Annotated in this window: 20 protein-coding genes; 7 read left to right on the top strand and 13 right to left on the bottom strand. The window is 57.9% G+C overall.

Going from position 1 to position 18,933, the window contains the following annotated elements; translation table 11 throughout:
- Positions 1-60: 60 nt before the first annotated feature.
- Complete coding sequence (locus tag VHO05_RS09030; RefSeq protein WP_329646259.1) at positions 61-300, top strand: PilZ domain-containing protein; 240 nt, start codon at positions 61-63, stop codon at positions 298-300.
- A gap of 35 nt (positions 301-335) precedes the next feature.
- Here VHO05_RS09030 and VHO05_RS09025 read toward each other — a convergent pair whose 3' ends face one another.
- Both VHO05_RS09025 and VHO05_RS09020 read right to left on the bottom strand, forming a co-directional pair.
- Positions 336-860 carry a hypothetical protein gene (locus VHO05_RS09025; RefSeq protein ID WP_329646258.1) on the bottom strand — a complete coding sequence of 175 codons (525 nt, stop codon included), beginning with the start codon at positions 858-860 and terminating at the stop codon, positions 336-338.
- 122 nt (positions 861-982) lie between these two features.
- Positions 983-1,879 carry a LysR family transcriptional regulator gene (locus VHO05_RS09020; RefSeq protein ID WP_329646257.1) on the bottom strand — a complete coding sequence of 299 codons (897 nt, stop codon included), beginning with the start codon at positions 1,877-1,879 and terminating at the stop codon, positions 983-985.
- Between the two features lie 59 nt (positions 1,880-1,938).
- On the opposite strand from VHO05_RS09020, the gene VHO05_RS09015 reads away from it, so the two are divergent.
- Positions 1,939-2,106: a hypothetical protein gene (locus VHO05_RS09015; RefSeq protein ID WP_329646256.1), complete on the top strand. Its 168-nt coding sequence runs from the start codon at positions 1,939-1,941 to the stop codon at positions 2,104-2,106.
- A gap of 67 nt (positions 2,107-2,173) precedes the next feature.
- Here the strand turns inward: VHO05_RS09015 and VHO05_RS09010 are convergent, their stop codons facing one another.
- A complete protein-coding gene (locus VHO05_RS09010) occupies positions 2,174-2,596 on the bottom strand; it encodes a DUF7282 domain-containing protein (protein WP_329646255.1) in 423 nt (140 codons plus the stop codon).
- 238 nt (positions 2,597-2,834) lie between these two features.
- Between VHO05_RS09010 and VHO05_RS09005 the strand changes: the two genes are divergently transcribed.
- The 3 genes from VHO05_RS09005 to VHO05_RS08995 all read left to right on the top strand — a co-directional run bounded on the left by VHO05_RS09005 (position 2,835) and on the right by VHO05_RS08995 (position 5,238).
- The gene (locus tag VHO05_RS09005) at positions 2,835-3,113 is read left to right on the top strand and encodes a hypothetical protein (RefSeq protein ID WP_329646254.1); all 279 of its coding nucleotides are present in this window, start codon (positions 2,835-2,837) and stop codon (positions 3,111-3,113) included.
- A 495-nt stretch (positions 3,114-3,608) separates the two neighbouring features.
- Positions 3,609-3,983: a hypothetical protein gene (locus VHO05_RS09000; protein WP_329646253.1), complete on the top strand. Its 375-nt coding sequence runs from the start codon at positions 3,609-3,611 to the stop codon at positions 3,981-3,983.
- A 70-nt stretch (positions 3,984-4,053) separates the two neighbouring features.
- A complete protein-coding gene (locus VHO05_RS08995) occupies positions 4,054-5,238 on the top strand; it encodes a hypothetical protein (RefSeq protein ID WP_329646252.1) in 1,185 nt (394 codons plus the stop codon).
- Positions 5,239-5,250: 12 nt separating this feature from the next.
- On the opposite strand, the gene VHO05_RS08990 is transcribed toward VHO05_RS08995, so the two are convergent.
- The 3 genes from VHO05_RS08990 to VHO05_RS08980 all read right to left on the bottom strand — a co-directional run bounded on the left by VHO05_RS08990 (position 5,251) and on the right by VHO05_RS08980 (position 9,803).
- Positions 5,251-7,734: an NAD-dependent epimerase/dehydratase family protein gene (locus VHO05_RS08990; RefSeq protein WP_329646251.1), complete on the bottom strand. Its 2,484-nt coding sequence runs from the start codon at positions 7,732-7,734 to the stop codon at positions 5,251-5,253.
- A 14-nt stretch (positions 7,735-7,748) separates the two neighbouring features.
- Positions 7,749-8,327, bottom strand: a complete 579-nt coding sequence (locus tag VHO05_RS08985; protein ID WP_329646250.1) for a YqhA family protein — start codon at positions 8,325-8,327, stop codon at positions 7,749-7,751.
- Positions 8,328-8,429: 102 nt separating this feature from the next.
- Positions 8,430-9,803: a PAS domain S-box protein gene (locus tag VHO05_RS08980; protein WP_329646249.1), complete on the bottom strand. Its 1,374-nt coding sequence runs from the start codon at positions 9,801-9,803 to the stop codon at positions 8,430-8,432.
- Between the two features lie 401 nt (positions 9,804-10,204).
- Between VHO05_RS08980 and VHO05_RS08975 the strand changes: the two genes are divergently transcribed.
- Complete coding sequence (locus tag VHO05_RS08975; protein ID WP_329646248.1) at positions 10,205-10,981, top strand: NYN domain-containing protein; 777 nt, start codon at positions 10,205-10,207, stop codon at positions 10,979-10,981.
- Positions 10,982-11,612: 631 nt separating this feature from the next.
- On the opposite strand, the gene VHO05_RS08970 is transcribed toward VHO05_RS08975, so the two are convergent.
- Entirely contained in the window at positions 11,613-12,701 is a 1,089-nt protein-coding gene (locus VHO05_RS08970; protein ID WP_329646247.1) for a S1C family serine protease, read from the bottom strand.
- A gap of 142 nt (positions 12,702-12,843) precedes the next feature.
- Here VHO05_RS08970 and VHO05_RS08965 point away from each other — a divergent pair, with 142 nt between their 5' ends.
- Positions 12,844-13,422 carry a c-type cytochrome, methanol metabolism-related gene (locus tag VHO05_RS08965; protein ID WP_329646246.1) on the top strand — a complete coding sequence of 193 codons (579 nt, stop codon included), beginning with the start codon at positions 12,844-12,846 and terminating at the stop codon, positions 13,420-13,422.
- A gap of 504 nt (positions 13,423-13,926) precedes the next feature.
- On the opposite strand, the gene VHO05_RS08960 is transcribed toward VHO05_RS08965, so the two are convergent.
- The 6 genes from VHO05_RS08960 to VHO05_RS08935 all read right to left on the bottom strand — a co-directional run bounded on the left by VHO05_RS08960 (position 13,927) and on the right by VHO05_RS08935 (position 18,852).
- Positions 13,927-14,226 carry a hypothetical protein gene (locus VHO05_RS08960; protein WP_329646245.1) on the bottom strand — a complete coding sequence of 100 codons (300 nt, stop codon included), beginning with the start codon at positions 14,224-14,226 and terminating at the stop codon, positions 13,927-13,929.
- Between the two features lie 107 nt (positions 14,227-14,333).
- Positions 14,334-14,903 (bottom strand): CHC2 zinc finger domain-containing protein, encoded by a 570-nt coding sequence (locus VHO05_RS08955; protein WP_329646244.1) that lies wholly within the window; start codon positions 14,901-14,903, stop codon positions 14,334-14,336.
- Between the two features lie 238 nt (positions 14,904-15,141).
- Entirely contained in the window at positions 15,142-16,101 is a 960-nt protein-coding gene (locus VHO05_RS08950; protein WP_329646243.1) for a replication-relaxation family protein, read from the bottom strand.
- Positions 16,098-18,104 (bottom strand): hypothetical protein, encoded by a 2,007-nt coding sequence (locus tag VHO05_RS08945; RefSeq protein WP_329646242.1) that lies wholly within the window; start codon positions 18,102-18,104, stop codon positions 16,098-16,100. The genes VHO05_RS08950 and VHO05_RS08945 overlap by 4 nt, the downstream gene beginning before the upstream one ends.
- Positions 18,101-18,625, bottom strand: a complete 525-nt coding sequence (locus tag VHO05_RS08940) for a hypothetical protein (RefSeq protein WP_329646241.1) — start codon at positions 18,623-18,625, stop codon at positions 18,101-18,103. Before VHO05_RS08940 ends, VHO05_RS08945 begins: the two co-directional genes overlap by 4 nt.
- The gene (locus VHO05_RS08935; RefSeq protein ID WP_329646240.1) at positions 18,622-18,852 is read right to left on the bottom strand and encodes a hypothetical protein; all 231 of its coding nucleotides are present in this window, start codon (positions 18,850-18,852) and stop codon (positions 18,622-18,624) included. The genes VHO05_RS08940 and VHO05_RS08935 overlap by 4 nt, the downstream gene beginning before the upstream one ends.
- Positions 18,853-18,933 lie beyond the last annotated feature (81 nt).

Raw genomic sequence — 18,933 nt, 5'->3', positions numbered from 1 at the left:
AGTGAAGCGTTTTCTTTCTGATAAGGTCGGGAGAGGAAAATCAGATTCGAGGAAGCTCCTATGACCAACGGCGACCGTTCGGCGGCACGTCGAGCGACCAATAAGGCAGGTTTGATCGTGGCCGAGGGGAAAGAATTGCCCTGTTTGTTTCGGGACGTGTCGGCCACCGGCGCTCGGGTGCGTGTCTTGAATTCAAACGCACCCGAGCGATTCCGTCTCATTTCGTCAATGGAGAAACTCGACCGACTTTGCACGGTGGTCTGGCGGCGCGGAGCGGATGCTGGCGTGCGGTTCGAGTGACACACAACACAAATGTTGTTCGGAAGATAGATCCACTAAGCGATGAGCATGTTGGCAACTCGTTGTGTGAGCCGGGTCGTTGCGATTCGAACAAGTGACAACCGCACCGCGTCTGGTTGAATGCGCAATCTGCTCACTAATTGCCCGCGCTTGCACGCATCGTCGCGGTGACTTTCACCGACCGGGTCCACGCGCACGCAGAAATTTGAAACTATTGAAGCGGCCTCAGCGATAAACGAGCCACGTTCCCGATCATAAAGCACAATGATCTGGGTGATCGCCTCTCCAGCGAAACCTCCTTCGCTACCGATGCCGAGCCTCCGTCCGCTGCGCGCACAGGCAAGTTTCGCTTTAGCAAGCGCCAGCTCAAACATCGAGCTACACCGGGTGAACGCCTGAGGACTTTCACTGTCATCATAGTCGTAAATGACGATGGGAAGCCCAAGATGCCTTCTAAACGGCGGCGCTATCGCCCGCTCATTGCCATTGGCGGATGCAATTGCAGGAATGCAAGAGACGTAGGGGTGACGTTCGAAGTTATTCCAGCCACGAGGGGCCATGTGGTGCGCTATCGGAGCGTACATTGAGATCCATCCATTCCAGTCGGTCCCTACAAGATGGCTGCGTCCGAACTGGATCGGAAATTGATAGTGCTCATCTGAACCATTGTGATGACAAATGATCAGCCGAGACAGCGAACAATGTGGTCCCTCAGTTTTGTCGCGGGCGCCGATAGCTTTCGCGCGCACAGCATGGCGATCTCGGTATCTTTCAAATCTGGTAGCGGAGCGCCATCAATTACATGCAGACCGCTCGGCACCATGTCCTTCGGAAGCACCCCAACGCCTAGGCCTGCCCGAATGGCAGCGATGGACCCGGCCAAAGACCCACAGGTATAGGCGATGCGCCACGTTCTTCGAGCTCGGTTGAGGGCCTCAGTCGCGCGCTTCCGGTACACGCACGGCTCAGGAGATACGACCAAGGGAAGGGGCGTATTTGATCCAACATAGTCATGGAGGCCGGTCACCCAAACGAGCGGTTCCCGCCAGACGCGGATGCCCTCGCAACCGCTCGCGCGCTCACGCTTAATCAGGATGATCTCGAAGTTTTTGTGTCGGAAGTCACGCAGCAAGTTGAGCGTTAGGTCGCACGTGACCTCAAGCTCGACACTGGGATACGCTTGGACGAAGCGAGCTAATATATCCGGCAGCCTGTGCGTGGCAAAGTGCTCGGGCGTGCCCAGGCGAACCAAACCCTGCATCTGCGGCTCATGAGTCATTGCCACAACCTCGTCATTGAGGTCGAGAATACGTTGTGCATGAGGGAGCACCGCTTCTCCCTCGGCCGTCAATTCCACCGAGCGCGGTGTACGGTCAATCAACCGGTGGCCAAGTGCATATTCTAAACGCTTCAGCTGCAAGGATACCGTCGACTGTTGCCTCATCAGTCGCTCGGCTGCGCGCGTAAAATTTCCTTCGGTAGCGATGACGACGAAGGTCCTCAACAGATCGATATCTAGATTAATAATCTGTTTTGGCATGCCATTGAAATAATTGATGAGAGCATTGTGTATTATCAATTTCAGTAAATCGTCACAAGCGCTACCAAGGAGATGTATGGATCCAACGTAGGAGGCGCATGCAAGCCTGGGAATACATGCAGTTAGACCTCAACGATTTACCGGCCGGTGGAAGCGAAATTCAATTGCTGAACCGCGTTGGAGCTCAAGGCTGGGAGTTGGTCACCATCACCCGACACCGACTTGCGGTTCTTAAGAAGGCCATCGAACCCACCAAACAAAAATGAATCGGCCGGTTTCGATGTATCGACGGGGAACGAGGCGGGCGCGCTGGTGACAGCGCGCCCGTTACTGCTACTCAACTGTGATTTTGTTGATATACGGTAGGCCGGCGGGCCAGTGCGAAATATCGCCCTTCGCATCAAATCCGGGCTTACCGTCCTTGTCAGCATACAGCGACACCCATAGCTTCGAGCCTGTTGGAGGCGTCGACTTCAGGGCAACTTTCACGCCCCGATGATCACCCGCGGAAAGTTCGACAGAACCCAGCGCCTCTTTCTGCTGTCCACTTTTGTCTACCGCGTAGACCACCGCATAGCCCTTCTGCGGCAAATAGACATAATCGAGCGTCACCGCGCCATCGCGAATCTTCTGGCTCATAGCGATGACGGACGGATCGCTAATGGGCAGCGCTGCGCCGGCGATGGTGGCCGCGCTCGCAATAAATAGCGCGCTCAGCGCGGTGCCGGTGACAGCGGTTTTAATCTCGTTCGACATGGTCAAACTCCAGCTTACAGCGAGCGTCATTGCTCACTTGCCCTATAGCTGGCGCGTCGCCGTAGAAATTCCCAATCGGATGATGGCCTGCGCCTGATCGGATACATCGATGATCCGCTCCCGTGCGCCACGTTCAGCTCTCATAGGAGTCGTCGATGGGCGACGGATGCTGTTCCGATTGGACGGACGCCAAGCACAGCCTTACGTCTCTGCCAACACGTCAAAGAAGGAGATAACGATGTTTGACTTTGCAAAACTCACGGACTTCGTGACTGGCATGGCTCACTCGGTGCTCACCGAAGGAGCTCCAGGCGCTGCTCAGCAACAGTTAATCGATGTGTTGGAATCAAGTGGCCTGGACCCGAATGCCCTGACGGGCCTCAACCCGGAAGAAATCGCGACGCTGCTCTCTGAGCACGGTCTGGACCCGTCCCAGTTTCTCCCCGCTGAGCTTCAGGAGATGGCCTCCGGGCTAAGCCAGTTTGACTTATCGGCGCTGAGCGAAGTGGGTCGATAACGTCGGCTTAATTGCTGGCCGCAAGGATGAAAGGTAAAGGAAATGCCCATCAAAGCGAAGCGGAGAGGCCGCCTCGTCGCGCTGCTCGAGAGTTTGCAGAGAGTGCGCTCCGAAATGCAGGCAGAACGGCGCAGGGTCGACGGTTCCCCGATTAGGCTGTTGCGCCTCAATCGTGTGGCGCAGGCAATTCAGCGTCGCCTCGCCCAAATCATTCGGGACTCGGCTATTCCAAGTCCGCACGTTTCGGCCCGGCTTTGCCCGATTGCAGTGTTGAGTTCGAAAAAGGGCCATTGAGGAAGCTACCCGCAACAGCGCTGCTTAATCATGCCGTTCTCACGGCGGTTGATACGCTCACAGCAGAGGCCAACGCATAGCGGAGGACGGAGTGTCGAAAACCGATCAAGGCATGGTTGGTTTCCGATTGGAAAATGAAGATCCACTTTCTTATTTTTGATTCATCGATCGCAACTCAAGCGATCTCAACAGGAGAGAAAAATGCACCGGATAATCATTATCGCGTCCGCCCTGGCGCTCAGCGTCGGCGTATCGCACGCTCAGCAAAAAACGCTTGGGGATGAAGGCAAGTTGCCGGCGACCGAGTCCATGAGCGACAAGTTGCCTAAAATGGAGAGCCCATCAACGACCGGCCCGGATACGAGAACGCCGCCTACACGAGCGATGGACGAGGCCACCCCTCCGATGGAACATGGAGCGCGAGCTGACAAGCAGCCGGCAACAGAAACCATTGGCGATGCCTTGCCGACAATGGAAAGTCCATCGACGTCAGGCCACGTCGAGCGCACTCCGGCCACCAAGGCGATGGACGAGGCCGTACCGACCATGGAGAAAAGCACCGAGCGCGTGAAGTAGTAACGGAACGGCGCCTCCCCGCATCCGCGGGGAGGCATACGACCATTTTCTTAAGCGAGTGGTAATCTACATGAACCAGATTCCCCATCGGTCAATTCTTCTCGAAAGAGAGAAGGAAGACACAGCATTTTTAATTGCACAATCAGAGCACAGTTCGCAAAGCCGCCCGCACATTGAGCGCTTCCGCAACGGGTTCATCGTGGCCTGGATGGAGGAAGGCGTCCCCAGATGCGAAATAGGGTGCGCTGAAATTCGCGCCAAGCTATTTAGCTGGACTGGGGAGCCGATCGGGCCCGATTTTTATATAAATTCGGAAACGATTTTTGATCAGCGAGATCCCAAAGTTGCCGCGTTGCCGGATGGAGGCTTCGTTGCAGTGTGGGAAGACTTTAGCGGCCGCGGCGACGATTCATGCAACAGCTGCGTCAGAGCCCGAGTTTTCAGCTCTTCCGGGTCGCCGCTGCACTACGAAATCGCTGCGAATGCCGATACGAATGGGCGGCAATTCAACCCCGTGGTTTCGCCGTGTGGAAAGGGAGGATTTGTTATCGCCTGGATGTGCGGTGAAGAAGGAAATAAAAGTCGGAACGTGAAGGCGCGCCTGTTTACCTCGGCAGGTATGCCACTTGGATCTGACATAACCGTTGGAACGCCGCCAATTAGCGTGCAGAGTGGCATTAGCATCGCTGGAGTCCCGACAGGTGAATTTTTTGTTGTCTGGCAGGAGCGCGTCTCGAGTGGGGGCAGGGTCAAGGGCACTATCGTGCAACCCGATGGCACACGAATACTGATCGAAATTGCGCAACGAGCAGCGAATGATCAATCGCGGCCTGCTGCCTGTGCGTTGGATAATGGAATGTTTGTAGCTGCATGGTGTGATGGCAGACACGACGCCATCGTGGCGCGGTCATTTAATACGCGGGGGCAGCCGAGCAGCGACTTTCGGATTTCCACGGAACTGGGAAAAGTATGCAGCAGCCCTGCCATAGCTCCAGTGCGCAGCGACGCCTTCCTTGTTACCTGGGCGGAGCGCGACGCGGGGAGCGACAGCTCTGAATTTTCGCGGATCAAGGCGCGCGCCTATGGCATTGGCATGCCGGATGAGCTGTTAGTGAGTGTTGCGAAAAGCGATACGCTGAGCAGCCCCGTCATCGCCGCCTTGACGGATGACCGCTTTATCGTGGTTTGGGAAGATGGCGGCGCTCTGCCGGGCGCGGCACTCAAAGGCAGGATGTTCTCAACCAACGAGCGCTGAGTGTAGGTCCAGCTACTCCGTCATTCTGACCCACGTCCCATACCGTTCTCGAACTGGACCACGAGGGATGCACAGCGCGATAAGCGCCACGCCGAGCGCTGCGCTGAGCGCCGTCGGGACCACACCATCGGGATACCATAGAGGTGCGCCAATCAATAACACGCCCAAGACACCGACCAGATACCGCATCTTGCGAGCGACTTCGGCTGCGGCAATTGAAACGACCGCCAGCACGAGCGAGCCAATGACGTGATGAGCATTCGCAAGCTCAACATTGCCAACAATAAATGTTCGAGAGAACATGAGCACGACGCCGATGCCCGCGGCCGCAGCGAGAGTCCACGGGAGATTTACGCCGCCACCAAATGCAGCCCTGATTACTTTGGGAGCTGATTGGTCGAACTCGTCCGACCGGGGTTGCCCCTTAGAAAGTTCGTTTTGATCGTCGGTGTCACCATACAAGAGTACGCGGAGCCAATTCTGACCTGCCAGTACCCGGCGGCGCAGAAACTGAGCGGTCGCGATGAGTTCGTCGAGCGAATAAGGGATCTGGATAAGGATCAACGCTGCGCCGAACAAGGCGATTGTGCTCCATGTTCCTATGACGACCGGCTGAATGATGATGAAAAAAATAGACACTATGCCGAGCGGAGCAATCATCAAGCCGAACAATATTACGAGCCAGGGCATGGTTCGCCAGCGCACGCTGGATCCCACCAAGCCGGTCAAAATCTCCATAAGGTACGTGAAAGCACCCACGGCTGCGTCAGAGACCGGCCACGCCTTTGCGACGGCGGACGTAATGATTTCCTCGGTGCCGTTTTTAGGATCTGCGGATGAACCCTGAAAGAACGGCTCCCACACCGTGGGAACATGGCCGAGTTGGTAGGCCGCGAGGTAGCGCGAGACGTACACGCCTGAGAGCGCCATGAGAATAATGGGGAGACGCTGAACCCAGGCAGACGGGTTATAGGTCCAGCCCGGCGGCACTGCTGGGCCGCTCAAGGCTGCAGCCGCCGACGTGCCCGGCTCAGGCTTAAGACAGACGGCGAATCCGACAATCAACGCGCCAACCAGCGTATCCGAGATGTAGGCAGCTGCGTTGACCGTCCAGAACAAAAAAGGCGCGGCCATGACCAGAGTACCGATGCCGGCGCACACCCAGCGAGCCCATGGATTGCACACAGAAATTGCCAAGCTCGCAAACACAATCAGGCCTGCCCCGAGGCCCATCTCAGCCATGCGAAGAAGGGGTTCCGTGACATTGATGAGTGGGGGCTGAACGAGCAACCAGGTACCCAACCCAATGTTTACGAAATGCGCCCAGCGATTTGCGCCGTGTTCAGCTTTGACCTGCGCATTATGGCGCGCACGCAGACTCTCTGCATTCTCACTGATGTTATGTGCGTCCTTGACCCACGCCGGCGCGATGAGATCGTTCGCGGCGTACCAACCTGCCGGATCTCTCTTGAGCGCGGCGACGATCGACGGCAGCTCGTCTTTTAGGCAATGACGCGGTTCCCATCCGATCAACTTGCGAGCACGCTCTGTATCAAGCGCATAATGATCATCAGCCAGAGCGACCATGAACGGCTTGATGAAAGGAGTTCGTCCGCCATCGACGATATCGGGTATCGCGGGCTCAAGCCGGTCCTGCGCCCAGACACCTGCAGCGGCCAACGGTTTCGGCAGCCGCATGGTAGGCCAGTCGTCGACACCGTGTATCAGATAGCCGAGTTCGTCTTGAAGTGCGTCATAGCCAACTGCATCGGCCTCGCCAATAAGGAGCTCTGTTGCAGCAGGGAGGTTACGGCGTCTTTCGACCGTCCGCCGAAACGCATCAAGCATGTCAGCGCGGTGCACCATGGCTTGTCCCACAAGCGTACTTCCCGCGTAAAAGTAGCTTGCGAAGTCGCGCTCATAGATGCGCGCTATCTGATGCGCCAAGGTAGGGACCATCGATCCGGTGTCATAGACGCCGGCGAGCCGCATTATCACAGAAGGTATGTGACCGTGTTCCGCTCTCACAACTGCTTCAGCTTCCGCCTTAGATGCCGGATATGCCCACCGCGGACCGATTGGCTGACTTTCGTCGATGCGCTCGCCCGGGCGGCATGGTGCATGCACGAGGACAGTGCTGGCGTAGATAAACTGCTCCACTTCAAAACTTTGGAGTCCCTTGAGTAATCGCCTCGTCCCGTCGACATTTACCAGTGTATAAAGAGGATTAGCCTCCCCACTGAAATCGAAGTACGCAACGAGATGGATAACGCTTGCTAGGTGTGCTCCATAAGCTGCCCGCAATTTGTAGAGTGCCAGCTCAACTGAAGGATCGGATGCCACATCGACATCGAATATCTCGAAAGGGGATTGGGAGCTGCTGCGGTCGAACCCTACGATTTGATAATCATCCGCCAAAGACTCGGCAATCGACCGGCCCAAATTCCCGGCAGCGCCGACAATCAGAACTACCGGTTTTGCACTCTTATTCTTCATTTCGGCGCCGCCTCTCATTCGTTGGGGACTTTACCATCCTGTGAAGGACGGCATCGCTGATCAACGAGCGCCAGTAGCGCCCAGGCAATGACGAACAGAGTGAATGCAGCCGCCGCCCAAGCCGCATCAGGATGATCGACACGCTCGATGGCGATCACCTTTTCAATGAAATAGATGCCGCTGATTGCAACGAGGGAGCCCAACAACTTCAGCTTCACCCCTTCAAAGCCGACCTGGCTCATCCAGCCCAATCGGACACCTTGGCTGCCAACATCCAAACGGGAGACAAAGCCTTCGTAACTCGCTACGACTACGATGAAAAGGAGCTGGGCGATAAGAGTGAAATCGATAAGGGACAAGATCGCTAAGATTACCTCCTTCCCGCTCAAGGTGAAAACCTGAACCAGCGTCTCCCACGCCTGCTGGGCAAACTTTATGATCAGGATGGTGAGAGAAACTATCAGACCAAGGTGAAATACAATCAGTAACCAGCGACTGCCTAGGATGGCAGTCTCAATCAGTCGCTCTAAACTGACAGCTATTGCGGAAGGAGGAGACGTAACTCGGCCTGCGCCGACGTGATGCTCGTCCACCTGTGCCTCCGTGCGAAGTTTTTCGTCTGGTAACATGCCGGACGGAGCAACGATAGAGAGAAGAATTTCGCCGGTGCTACGACTAGGCGGACCAGTTGAGGGCTAGGCGTGGAGCGCATGCGTATCGGTTACCACTGCTTCGACGAGCGGCAACGGTATCACGAGGGTATATCGCAGACCTGTCTCCTCGTATTGAGCGGTCGCCTGCTCAGCCCAATGAGATGCCATGTCAAAAAGGATGACGCTCCCGAATCCCTTGCGGGTGGTGGCCGGCGCGGCAGGACCGCCCAGCTCTCTCCACACAAAGCGGACCCGGGCAGTAGCCCCGCGCTCAACGGTTCCTTCAAGTACCACGCGTCCATCAGGCGTACCGAGCGAGCCGTACTTTACCGCGTTGGTGGCGAGTTCATGCGCGATCAGGGCAAAGTGCTGCGCGGCCCACGGGCTAATCAGTACATCACAGCCATGGATCGTTATTCGGTCCGAAAATCCTGAGAATTGTTTCTGCATGATTTCGCGCAGAGATGCGCTCGATTGCGAATTGGACACAGCTGCATAGGCGTTTGCCAGAGCGTTCAAGCGCCCGTTGAAAATTTGTTTCGCCTCGGCAGGCGCGCGATCCTGGTCAAAGCTCTGATTGGCGACAGCTTGAACAACAGAAAAAAGATTCTTCGTGCGGTGGCTCAGTTCGCGAATGACAAGCTGCTGCATCTGACTTGCCTGCTTGCGCTCCGTGATATCGATGAGCGTTGCCAAGACACCGGAGACGCCGCTGCGCTGAATCGGATTCAAACCGATCTCGACCGGAAACTCGCTGCCGTCTTTACGACGGCCAAACAGATCCTGACCTTCGCCCATTGGCCGCGGCTGCGCACCCCTCATGTAGTTCTCGCGGAATTTTTCATGTCGCAGTTCCGCCGCTCTACCGACCAGCATTTCTACCTTGTGGCCGAGCACCTCGTCTCGTTGGTAGCCAAACAATCGCTCCATAGATGCGTTGACCAACGTAATATGCCCTTTGTCGTCGACTACTAAGATTCCCGTCGGGGCCGACTCTATCAAAAGTCGCACATTTTCCTCTTGCGCAAGTGCGTGGTTTACCGCGTGGTCAAGCAAAAAAATAATCCCAACGTTGATACACGACATAGCTACAAAGAAAAAAAGCGTGAACGCCGCATGTTGGTCGATTTGCCAGCTTCCGAAAGGGGGCAAAAACCAATACCAGGCCCCAAGGGCAGATAGAACAATGGCAAGAATTCCGGGCCAAAGACCACCGATGAGCGCCGCGATAATGATTGCCGGGTAAAAGGTAATGAAAGGGAGGCCGGCCGTCAGGTGCGGCCCGGCTTGGTCCCTCAGCACCGCCGCGGTGCCAACTGCGGCGACCGCAATCCCGTAAGATGCTAGGGGGTTTGTACGTGACCGCCGTACAGCTTCGACGAGGGGATGCTTTTTATAAGAGGCCGCGAGTGGCACGGGCGTCTCCCGAGCTAATCCATTGTACTGTGCCACCGCCCGCCACTCAGAACGAAGCGCGCAGACCAGCACAACGTGAGCAAGGTAGCTGGTCCGACAACCGCTGACTATGCCGTTCGTCCAGCTCGCCCGATCTGGTGAAATATTGGTTGAATTCGCCTCGCCCCTGGAGGCCAGCTGATTACTAAAGCTTGCGCCGCCCCCGGTGCCGGAAGGGACCACCCAGGGCAACAGGCTTCGCGTCCTCGCGCGCCAGGAGTGCAAGGCGCTATTGGCCTCCCCGATTCTGTCCCTTAACAGTCATTCTGAGTGAGACGAGACTTGACTGCTCAGCGGGCGAACAAACAATATTCGAACGAGGCCGAACGGGGGTAAGCCCCATTTTTTCCCACTGAGGAAGCATGATGTTTCGGACGCGCATCAAGAGTTCACTATTCATCGACTTTGAAAATGTTGGCCACCACTGTTCACCAGATCGCTTCAGTAATTGGCTCCAATGGATCGAAGACGGTGAGTTCGATGATGATGGGCGCAAGCGGCACTTGGTGGAAAAGCGCGTCTACTGGAACCCGTCTCATCAGCGGTACAAAGACGCTTTTGAGCGGAACGGATTCGAAGTCGTGCTGTGCGAAAAACTCGCCAACCTAAAAAATGGAGCTGACATTCGTATCGCGCTCGACGTGATGGAGAGGCTGGTCGAGCGCTGGCCGGCTACAGAATACATCCTGTTCGCGCAAGACACCGACTATGTGCCCGTCCTCCAGCGCCTCCGACTTAAGGCAAAACAATCTGCTATCCTCGTGGATGAGAAGCAGGAGCGCGTGTTCTCGACGTATGATCTCCAGGCGGACATCTGCATACCTTTGCGAGTCTTCCGGGAGGAGGCGGTGACGTATGTGCGTCCTCGCCCAATTAGGGAGGCGTTCCACGCTCTGAAAAAACGGCTTGCTTCGACATTCCTGGGGACCAACTCCAATTCGCGTGATGGTGCTCGAGCAGCGTCGGCATTGGGTCACGAGGCCAATACGGAGGCAACCAGTGCTCCGTCTCAAGCCGTCATGCCCGCCCTCATCCAGGGACGGCGGACGACACGGGAGCGGCGCGGAGCTTGGACCAGTCGGCTTGGCCTCTCGCGCTGTCATCCGCGCTACGAGCCAGAAACCGAACAAATATACTAAGCGAGCTGATATTGAACTTGAACTCTCGAACCCGGCTTCACGAAGAGCGGAAAGAATAGATACTGCCACCTCGGTAGCTATAACCTGCTCATGAAAGAAGTGGCGCGGCAGAATGAGAATATCGAGGTTACGGACGGCCCCGGCAATACCACACACGTCAGGTATCTTCCACGCGAGGACGACTAGCGGCGTTACGGCGGCATAAAAGAGACCCGGCTGCCATGAGGGCAGCCGGGTGGTATGCATCTGAAGCTTCCGATGAATTGCGTGCTTCTTCCAGTGTGTCCAGGACCAAAAAGGAAGGGTTTTTCGCGAGCACATCAATACAAGTGCGGAACACTCAGACGAGCGACAGAACTTGGACGTTACCTGGCTCATCCGCTGTAACCACTTCCCGAAAAAATGGGTAAGCGGTATTCAGATGACGAGCCAGCATCCTGCCCGAATACTGCAGTAGACTGACTATCTTGTCAAGCTCGAGAGGCCCGGGGTAAGAGGCGCTCGATGCTCATTGAAAGGAGAGGTTCGGCCTGTTCGCCTAACCAGGTTGGACATCCCGAGTGAGGGTGACTACCGATCACGCGTTGGAAAAACAGGGATAGAGACCGGAAGGAAGCTCGCTCGCCTCGGTTCAGTCCGCATTCAGATCCTGAACAACAACACTGACCGCTCGCTCGAGCCCGTTGCGGCTCACCGTCAGCTCGACACGTTCGCCCACGCCAATTTCGTGCAGCCGTTGCGAAAGGTCACTGACGGAAGCCACCTTCTTTCCATTCACAGCAGTAATGACATCGCCGAGAACCCCTCGCTCGATATCCGCGCCTGTGATACCGGCCGCCTCGGCTGCGCCACCCCGCGCCACATCAATGACAACGACTCCCTCCTGCCCGAGCTGGGACGCAATTTCCTGCGAAGCGGCAGAGATGCCTATACCCGGCCGCGCCACTGTACCGCGGGACAAAAGTTGCGGCACGACTCGATTGACCGTGTCGATCGGCACTGCCAGACCAATGCCGCTGTATGATCCGGTGGTGGATGCGATAGCAGTGTTGACGCCGATGACACGGCCGGCCGAATCCAAGAGAGGACCGCCGGAATTGCCGGGATTGATCGCAGCGTCCGTTTGGATGACACCCGAAATCTCGTGGCCGGTAGCGCTCGGCAGTGTCCGATCAAGCGCACTGATTACGCCCGTGGTCAGGGTCCTGTCTAAACCGAACGGGCTGCCGATCGCATATACCTGCTGGCCAACCACGAGCTCTGAGGATGCGCCGATCGGCAGGGGAGTGAGTCCCGTCAGCGGCACATCGATGCGTAACACGGCCAAGTCAAATTCCGGGGCAACGCCGACCACGCGCGCCGTAACGGGGCGGGCCGTGCCAAAGCGCACGAAGACTTGATCGGCTCCGCTCACAACATGGGCATTGGTGAGGAGATGACCGGCGCGGTCCCACACGAATCCCGAACCGGCACCTGAACTTACAGTGCCGCCTCCAAAAATATCCCGGTGTTGACGGATCGTGCTGATGTAAGCAACCGACGGCGCACTGCTGCGAAACACAGCAATCGACGTCTTTTCAAACTCGGCAAGATCGCCCCGAGGCGCAACTGGCCGCGCGTCGTCAGCTGTAAATATCCATCGGTGAAGTTCGACCCCGGCAACATACACGACCACTGCGATAGCAGCGGCGGCGATGGAAAGAAGGATTCGTTGCGGCATCTAGCTCTGAGTTTGCTGAGTTGCTCGACGCATTACGCATTTTTTATATTAGCACAGGGGACGGATCGCCAAACGGCCTTTAAAAAGGCACCGCTGCAGACAGGCGCGATCACAAAAACAGCCAATGCATCGAGGATCTCACATGAACACTCTGACGTGCAAAATTGCACTCGCATCTCTGGCTCTCGCATGGAGTATCACCTCGCTCAAAGCGCAGGAACAAAATCCAGTACCAGACCTGGCCTTTGAGCGGCAGTATCAAGAGGGGAAGAAGTTCGAAGACGGCAAATGGGTGCTCCCTGATGGAACTCCCACGTACAATATCCAGCGAGATCCTGCCAATACCGATCGGGTCATCAAGGTGGATTGGAACACGTACTCAGGCTGGCGTCGGTATCACGCCGAATGCCATGTCTGCCATGGTCCAAATGCCGAGGGCTCGTCGTTTGCGCCGGCACTCAAAGACTCGCTGAAAACGATGACATATGAAAAGTTCTTACAGGTTGTCTCAAGCGGCCAAACGAGAGACGTGGCCGGCACTAAGTATGTGATGCCGGCATTCGGGGACAATAAAAATGTCATGTGCTATATCGACGACTTGTACGTGTATCTCCGCGCTCGCTCGACCGATGCGTTGCCCGGGGGGCGCCTCAGCGCTGATCAGCGCGCGGAAAAACCGAAAGAAGCAGTTGAAGCTGAGAAGGCCTGTACGGCGAACTAGGATCACTCACCGGATGCTGCATCGGCGGCGCGCTGCCATGAGACCTGCGTTCCGAGTCGGCTTTTCCCACTATCTCGATTAGGTCCCCGACCTCTGGCGACTGAGATTAAAAACAGTGGGCTGGTAGCCAATACTGCCCCCCGAGCGAGACCGTCGTCCCTTGTTGCCGGCCGGCTCTCCGTCGCGAAGGCAGACCAGGCTGTGCTGTGGTATAGTTGGGCATGCGAAAGGTCCTCGAAGAGTTAATCGCCACCCTCCGTACACTCGATCCTAACGAACAGGAGAGGGCAGCACAGGTTCTCAGGTCCTGGCTGAGCGGCACATGTGAGCTCGGTGTGGACGCGTGACAAGAGCCCTCGCGTGTCGCGAGGGCTCCACTTGCCCCTAAGGCCGGCTGTCGTTGACGTGGCCTGACATCATTCGACAGGCAGCAGGTGATCGCAGGGGCGAGGGCGAGCCCGTGCTGGATCGACGGACGGCACCGTCCCACCCATTCCGATTATCTCATCCCGGATCGTCAACCATTCCGAGCGATCGCTTCAAGCGCGCCAGACCATCGGCACTATCGCCAATGGGGAAGATGAAGTCCGGCGAGAGGGATGAGAATTGCACGAGGGCGCCGTCCGAAATCTCTTTTGCCGCAGCCTTCAAGCGCACGCGCAAAATCTGGATGCCCGCCTTGTTGACCCAGAGCATGACGTCATCGCCCTGCCTTCCCACGCTTATCTCGACGTCAGTGTCAGCGATTGGCAATGCATTCGGACGCGCGTCGCGCACGTCATCGTCGGTGTATTTGTATGACATTCGACAGTCTCCATTCCGTGCCCGCGCGTCGGCCCAGGATGAGCCGCCGCGTCAGGAACAGAAAAATCAGAGCCCCGCTCGCATAGACGCGCGGGGCTCTCGGCTGTTCAGCGTCGCTTCGACTTGTTGGATGCAGCTTTCTTGTCGTCTTCAGCTGCATCCTCGTCGGTGTACTCCCGCAGCACGATTCTGCCATTGGCAGGCAGTGCCGCGAGCACGACGTTGAGGCCCTTGCCATCCTTGTGAGGCCAAGCGCTTCCGATTTTCGTCCAGAACGCTTGCTCCTCTCCTTCGCCGCGATCTTCAACGACGAAAGCCTTATGTGATGGACGTTCTCCGGCCATCTTCCTTCTCCTTTCCTTGCGATGCTCAATCGGCGCGAGGGCAAACCACCGCGCGATGAGACCTGCCGCTTCTCTCTTCGTGACGTTCTCGAATTCCGCTACGAACTCGAGAACTCCGCCGCCCGCGTCGTGATGTGGCGAGAAGCACTTCCACAGGTCGCGGGCAGGATCGACAACGAACTGCTTCCGGTTTGACCCCCTGTGGATCGGGCAGCATCCCGTCAGGGACGTCCCGATCCGTTTGAGATCCCCGAGCAACCCATAGCGCTCAAGCACGGCCGCAAGCGGCACGCGTCGAACCAGCGGAAAGGGAATGACGTTTCGCTTGGTCATTGGAGATCCTTTCAAAGATCACTCCCTACTGCGCAGTATCCAGCATGCGGACCGTTCCGCAATTGACAGGGCCCAGCCATCATTTCGCTATTCAAAGGTGCGCCGGCGCTGAAGGGCGGACCGTCAAGGGCGCCCCTCGCGTATCCTCGCTCGCCCATGTGGGCGCGGCGAAGCCGTAAACCCTTGACGAGCCGCAGAGCCGGCGCGGGAAGCATTAGCGAAATGATGTCGAGCGCGATCACACGCCCTCCAACAGAGAAACGTCATCGCGCTCGCCGGTAATCCAGATCGGACCGAGGGGACCCCGCGCATTGAGGCGCTGCGGCGTGGTGTAGATGAACATGCCGCCAAGCTTCCCACCGCTAATCACGCTCTGAGCGGCGAGCATATTCTGGATGCGCTTCTCGGACGGCGTCACCGTCGCAACGCGGAAGCCTTGAAAACCCCATTGCTCGCGATGACGGTCGTCGCGATAGGCGGCAAGGTACGCGCTGATCTTGCGAGCAAAGCGTCCGGTCACGCTCATGCTCCCGGTGTCCAGCTCGAGAGCAAAATTTAGACGTCGGTCGTCCGAGATGATCAAGCTGAGCAACCGATCAGGAACGACGGAGAGAGGGATTTTCTTGCCCTTGTCGGTGATCGTTACGCGCAGACGGAAAGGATCTCGGAGGCTTCGCGTGGAAGCAGGGAAGTACTCGAGGAGCGATGTGCCGTCACGAAGCGCGATGTTTCCACGTGCCGCGCACGCTGCCTCGAACAAGATCATGGTCTCCGTGACGCCAAGCGCGTGTAGAAGCCATGCATTCGAAGCGCGACGGTTCTTGGTCGCCCACTTAAGGCGAGGATCAATATCCTCGCCGAGTTCAGCCAGCAGGTTCGCACCCTTGCGGCCCACGCCGTAAACCAGGTGCGAAAAGGACTGCAGTTGCACATGCTGATTGGAGGGACGATCCAGATAGCGGTGCGCAAAGAGCGCCATGAGCCGGCGCGTGATGTTCTGCTCGCTAGCCATCGGATCGCTGATGCGCGCAAAGCGAAGCAACTGGTCGCTGGTGGCGAAGCGCCAGCGCGCAACCGCTTGCAGCAGGGCAACGTCCCGATCCGTGAGCCGGAACGGCGGAGGCGTCTGGGGTCGGGAGAGACGCTTCGGACGACTGAGTTGCGTCGTCAGCATGGGCCTAAGTGTACCACGGTTCACTTGCGGTTATCCCCAGGTCGCTTGCCGCCTTTGATCAGGCCGAAGGAGCGCGCCGGCTCCGGTGCAGCGAAATCGTGATCGTCCGTTTCGGGTCGAGCCTCAGCAATCCTCGCCGCTATCAAGCGATCGGCTTCATCAGCGGGCATCAGGTACCTTGATCGCCGATTGATGGTCTCGATAAAGACCGGCAACATCACGCGTTTGAACGAGGCAGAGCGGAAGGTCGGCGCGAGATCAGCGGTGCGCATGCGGAAAGGACGTTGGTCCTCAATCTTCACGAAGCATTCGCGTCGCGGCAGATTGGCAAGCTCCCCGGCAAGGCGATGCAATTGCTCTTCCAACGTATAGAGGGAGGAGGGCAGCCATTCGTAGACGGTCGTGAAGGCCTCGCTCTCCCCTACAGATTCGCTCTGACCCATGCTCCTGCCACGCATCTGGCCCAATGCGCGGCCAAAAACTTCACTTTCCGCAACGCCGGTACTGTGCGAGACCGCACTCGACCGCGACTTCGCGCGTCCATACGAAGAGCCGGACACCCGGGACATGGATTCGCCCGCAGACCACGAGTGAGAACTCGTAAGAGCACTCCCGGAACCGGTGCTTTCGCCGATAGAGAGCACGACCGGCTCTGGCATTGGCAGAAAGAGCGGCTCCTCCTTGGGCGGCGGCGTCAGGGTCTGCGACGCGCCTGCGCTCTCGAACATGGCCGAACTCGCGCCTCCGCCTTCACTGAACGTCGAGCCAATTGCGCTTGCTTCAGAGACGCTGTCGGAGACGCTTTCACCCTCGGCTTCGGTGATGCTGTGCATGCGGCTCGTGCTGCGCCCCTGAGCGATACTTTCCGAACTGCTGCTCGCTTCGTGCGTCGCGTTGCTGCGCGAGGTCGATTTGCTCCGCACTGTCTCACGCTTCGAGCCGACGGCAACCGGGCGCTCGCTGCCCGGTTTCCACTCGCACAGATCAATGAAGCCACCGAACAGGTGTTCTGCCATGTATCGGCTGCTCTCCGGCTCGAGACCACCGAAGCCGACTTTCAGCCCGCAATTGGTCATGATGGCATCGAACAGAAAATCCCCGCGGGCGCGCGCCTGCCCAAGTCGCTGCAGAGCAAGGTAGACGATCAAGCCCATCTTCGCGGTCTGATCGAGCATTCGGGCGACGTCGACCGTGAGGAGGCTCTCGGACTCGTCCAGGATCAGGCGATGCCGCGCGGCGCGCAACGGCGGTCGAAACCGCGCGGCGGCGAAGTACATGCTCGTCATAATGCAGCCAAGGAACGCCGCATCCTGGTAATTAAGACCGGAGAAATCCGCGAGCACGATCGACCGAGAATCCATGATCGTGCGCGGATTGAGTCCATGCTGCTGGCCCAGAATGCGCGCGAGGCGCGGATCACCGAGCCAGCGCACAAAACGGTTCTTGGCGCTCTCCACTACCTCCAGGAACCGGGCCGGCTGACGCTCTGCAAGCGCATGCAGGTCATCGAGTTCGCGTCGTACGACGTAGTTATCATATTCCGAGAGCAGCGATTGCCGCAGTTCTTCGCCGCTGAGAGACAGCACCTCGACCAATTCGACAAGGGTAAGCCGACGGCGGGCGCAGAACATCGCCGCGACGTAGACGATGCGTGCCAAACGCGGCGTCTGCTCCGGCGACGCCTCGAAGCGGCTCTCCAGGATCGACGTCAGAATGCTCGCGACGAGATGACAGCTCTCCCAACTTGTATCCGGCACTTCGAGGCAATTGAGCCCGAACGTCGTTGAACTGGAAGGATCAAGAAAGAGGATCTCGCGCTGCTGCTGATTCGAAAGGGGATTGGCCAGCCATTCGACGATTGCACGCACGCAGCTCCCGTGGGGGTCGATCAAGGTGACCCCATCCAAACCGAGCCGCAGCAGAAAGCGGATGATCAGCTCCAAGAGGCCGCTTTTCCCGCGGCGCGTGCCACCGACGATGACGGCGTGCAGATCGCGCGTGATGGCCTCGAAGAGCGCATTGTTCACGGTGTCTTTTCCTGCAGCATTCCCTTAAGGAGGCGCATGACGGTGAGTAAGGTGTCGGAGCCGATCTCGGGAAGCTGGCCCAGAATCGTCTCGACATCGTCGATGGACAGGCCCGACGGCGAGGCCGGCGCCGAGGAACTGGCGCCCATGGCCAGCGCGAGCCGGCTGCGTGCCTCGGCTAGGACGATTGCCGCTTCCGTCGCCTCGGCTTCGTTTTCAAGGGAGAGCATGCGAAGCCGATGTTCCTGCTCACGCCGGCAGATCTCGGGAAGCTCAGCCAACTCGACCATGAGGCGCGCTACCCGCATGCGCGCGAGGACGAGATCATGCAGCGCATTCGCCTGCGTCCCCTTTGCCGTCAAAAACCGCGCGTGTGCTTCAACGAACCGCGCGTCGCGGTCGGCAATCTCCTCGGGCGTCTTGAAGAGATCAGCGAAGCTGGAGTAGCTCCCGTCTGATGGCAGCTCGGGAATCGAGATCCGTGGTGTGTGCCGCGCCGGGGGCTTTGGCCTCTGCGTCATGAATCGCCTCGGCGCGACTTAAATTCACGCAGGATTTCATCCGCGTGATCGGCTGCTGCTTGCATGCGATCAATAGTTTCGGAGATGTCTTCTGCCTCGCCGGCCTCGTCGGCAACATCACGGGCATACGCGGCGTGCCGGCGGCGGTTGTCGATCCACGACAAAGCCAGAAGCACAAGAAATCCGAGGACGAGCAGGCCGATCGTCCCGTCGCCCTGGTCGGCCATCTGGAAGCCGTAGTTGTGCGTCCGACAGGCCCCCTGGCGATATATCGTTCCGATCGGGCAACACCAGGTCGGCGTCGCCGG

Origin of the sequence: Hyphomicrobium sp. (genome assembly GCF_036262015.1) — a bacterium.
Lineage (GTDB): Bacteria > Pseudomonadota > Alphaproteobacteria > Rhizobiales > Hyphomicrobiaceae > Hyphomicrobium_C.
Note: the sequence above shows the minus strand (reverse complement) of the source record. Positions and strands in the feature narration are given on the sequence as shown.